Origin of the sequence: Ilumatobacter sp., from assembly GCF_049588435.1 — a bacterium.
In the GTDB taxonomy this organism is placed as follows: Bacteria; Actinomycetota; Acidimicrobiia; order Acidimicrobiales; family Ilumatobacteraceae; genus Ilumatobacter_A.
In genome coordinates, this window is record NZ_JBAVYV010000283.1 from 1 (window position 1) to 3,455 (window position 3,455).

The 3,455-nt window shown below is 67.7% G+C and carries 3 protein-coding genes; 2 read left to right on the forward strand and 1 reads right to left on the reverse strand.

All coding sequences use genetic code 11. From position 1 onward, the window contains the following. Together WBV89_RS11020 and WBV89_RS11025 are read left to right on the forward strand one after the other, a co-directional pair. Nucleotides 1–1,458 (forward strand): glycoside hydrolase family 3 C-terminal domain-containing protein (locus tag WBV89_RS11020; protein ID WP_423981397.1); only part of this gene is annotated, 1,458 nt, incomplete at its 5' end. Between the two features lie 63 nt (nt 1,459–1,521). After that, nucleotides 1,522–2,505, forward strand: a complete 984-nt coding sequence (locus WBV89_RS11025) for a Gfo/Idh/MocA family protein (RefSeq protein WP_423981398.1) — start codon at nt 1,522–1,524, stop codon at nt 2,503–2,505. Here WBV89_RS11025 and WBV89_RS11030 read toward each other — a convergent pair. Further along, on the reverse strand, nt 2,484–3,404 hold the full coding sequence (locus WBV89_RS11030) for a hypothetical protein (RefSeq protein WP_423981399.1): 921 nt from the start codon (nt 3,402–3,404) through the stop codon (nt 2,484–2,486). The genes WBV89_RS11025 and WBV89_RS11030 overlap by 22 nt on opposite strands. Nucleotides 3,405–3,455 lie beyond the last annotated feature (51 nt).

Below are 3,455 nucleotides of genomic sequence, written 5' to 3' on the forward strand. Positions count from 1 at the left end.
GCGGCAGCGGCGGCCGGAACCGTGCTGCTGACGAACGACGGAGTCCTCCCGCTCTCCGAGGACACCGACATCGGCATCATCGGTGCCTTCGCCGACCACCCGCGGTATCAGGGCGCCGGGAGCTCGCAGGTCGTGCCCACCCGCCTCGACGATGCCCGGCGCCATCTCGAGGAGCGGTTCACCGGCCGTGTCGCCTACGCCGCCGGGTACGACCCGGCGACCGGCGTCTCCGACGCCGAGCAGCTCCGCGACGCGATCGACATCGCGAGATCGGTCACCGTTCCGATCGTCTTCGTCGGCCTCCCGAGCATCGCCGAAGCGGAGGGCTGTGATCGCGCCTCGCTGGGCCTCCCGCCGGGGCACGACGAACTGGTGGCGGCTGTCTGCGCTGCCAACCCGCGCACCGTCGTCGTGCTGGCGAACGGTGCCCCCGTGCTGCTTCCGTGGGCGGACCGACCGGCTGCGATCGTCGAGTCGTATCTCGGTGGGCAGGCCGGTGGCGGAGCGATCACCGACGTGCTCGTCGGCGATGTCGAGCCGGGCGGACGCCTCGCCGAGACGTTTCCGGCCTCGATGGTGTTTCCGTCCGAGGAGAACTTCCACGATCAGCGCCGCCAGGTCCAGTACCGCGAGGGGCTCTACGTCGGCTACCGCTTCCATCACTCGGCCGACGTCGCGCCACACTTCGCCTTCGGTCACGGGCTGTGCTACACGACGTTCGAGTGGACCGACCCGGTGGTTTCCGGGGCGGGTTGTGACCTGAGCGTCGAGCTGACCGTCACCAACGTCGGCGAGCGTCGTGGGAGCGACGTGGTGCAGCTGTACGTCCGCCATCTCGAGTCGACGATCGACCGACCCGACCGGGAGTTGCGTGCATTCGCCAAGGTGCATCTCGATTCCGGTGGCTCGGACACCGTCGGGCTGGCGCTCGACGAGCGAGCGTTCTCCTTCTTCGATGTCGATGCGAACCGGTGGAGGGTCGAGACCGGACGGTACGAACTCCTGCTCGCCGCGTCATCACGCGACGTGCGGCACCGGATCACGGTCGACATCGAGGGTGAGGTCCTCGACCGCGCTCCGAGCGGAGGGCGGGGCCCCGGTCGGAGTCGGTTCGTGGCCGACGACGAGGCGTTCGAGGCGATGCTCGGTCGCCCGATTCCTGCGCCGACGCCGGTGCTTCCGTTCACCGTCAACACCGTCGTCGACGAGCTCGGTGCGACCCGCCTCGGTCGCGTCGCCCGGTCGGGCTTCCTCAGGATCGCCCAACGACAAGCCGCGAAGATGCTCGGCGACTCCCCCGACCCTGTTCTGGCGATGCTGAGCGACCGGATGATCCGCGAGGCGCCGTTGAGGTTCCTGGTGTCGATGAGCGGTGGAACCGGCTCCGTCAAGGCGTTCGAGGGACTGACCAAACTGCTCAGCACCCTGCGGATCACCGGCCGGGGCCGCAACCGGTGAGCGATCCGGCGCAGGCGTGGCGGTTCGCTCACCGCCTCGTCCACCGCGGGTAGGTTCCAGCGGATGACGGACACTCTTCGATGGGGAATCGCCGCGACCGGCAAGATCTCGGGCGCGATGGCCGAAGCGTTGGCGACGATCGACGGGGCGGATCTCGTCGCCGTCGGATCACGGAGCCAGGCCGGCGCCGATGCGTTCGCCGCACGGCACTCGATCGCACGCGCCCACGGGTCGTTCGCCGCATTGTGCGCCGATCCGGACGTCGACATCATCTACATCGGCTCCCCGCACAGCGAACATCACGCGATGACGATCGCCGCGCTCGACGCGGGCAAGCACGTCCTCTGCGAGAAGGCGTTCGCGATCAATGCGGCCGAGGCCGTCGAGATGATCGACGCCGCGATTCGCAACGACCGCTTCGTGATGGAGGCGATGTGGAGTTGGTTCATGCCCGCGTGGCAGCAGCTCCGTGAGCGGGTCGAGCAGGGGGTGATCGGCGAGGTGATCAGCGTCGATGCGAACTTCTGCATCCCGGTCTTCGACGAGGACGGGCGACATCGCCGTCCCGATCTCGCCGGTGGAGCGCTGCTCGACGTCGGGATCTATCCGCTGTCGATCGGCCGGTTCCTGCTCGGCGAGGCGACGGATGTGAAGGTGCTGGGCCGGCTGACCGATCAGGGTGTCGACGGGCTGCTGGCCGGCGTCATGCGTCATGCATCCGGTGCGCTGACCACGTTCACGTCATCGCTCGATGCGGTGTCCGATCACACGGCTCGGATCGTCGGAACCGAAGGGCTGATCACGGTCGCTGCACCGTTCTGGCACGCGTCCGAGTTCACGATCACCCGCCACGACGGCTCGGCCCCGCTCCGCATCGACGCTCCGAACCGGGGCCTCGCCCACGAGGCCGAGCACGCGATGGAATGCATCTTTGCGGGCCGGATCGAGAGCGACCAGCAGACCTGGTCGGCCACGCTCGCGAACATGGAGCTGATGGACGAGATTCGACGCCAGCTCGGTGTGGTCTACCCGTCGGAAGTGGGATAGTCGGCGTACGACGCCTTGAACACGCCCTGGTGGAGCAACACCGTTGCAGCGTGACGACCATCCGTCGGGTCGACGATCGTCGATTCCGTCCAGTACGACTCCACGGCTCGGCTCTGCCCGATCCCGACGACGGTGTGGACCACGTCGTACTCGGTGTCGACGAAGACGGGTCCGTCGACGAAGCGCACCTCGAGATCGATGAACAGCCCGACCGCCGGGCCACGCACGGGAAAGTGCGCTCCCGATTGGTGTGCGAGGACGCTGATCATCTCCGTCGGCACGATCGGCCTCCCCCAGGGTGAGTCGCCGTCGGGCTCGTACCACGACGATCGCTCCGTGATCTTGTCGAGCTTGTCGGCAAGCGTGAACGGATACAGCGCCCCGTTGTGCGAGTCGAACCCCATCGAGACCGAGACCGCATCGCTGCACATCCCGATCGCGAGCTGGTCGACGATGTACAGGTCGCCGGGATCGCCGAGTCCACGCTCTCGGCGGGCGTCGAGTTCGGTCGACGTGTCGGTTCCGATCGACGCGGTACCGGTGAGGACCGGTGTCCCGTCGTGCTTCACCGCGTTGATCGATGCGGAGTGGTCACCGTGGGCGGTGAGCGAGGCCTGGACCTCCTCACCGGCCACCACCATGTTCACGAAGTGCGACGAGATGCACCCCCGTTCGAACCAACGCTGGCCCCACCGTTCGACGGCGAGCGGATCGAACTGGCTGAAGTGCGTGGGACCTTCGATCGGAGCACCTGCGAGTCCGAGCTTGGCCGCTTCTGCGTCGTCGTGCACGCTGGCATGGCCGCCGTACTCCTGGTCGGCCAACATCTGCGCCGGTGAGCGGTACGGCCCCACCACGCTGCCGTCGGCGCGGGTGTCGATCTCGGTACGAAACGTCATCGCCCGATCGTGCCATGTCCGCCCGAGCGTTACGTAACGGGTCAGACCCGT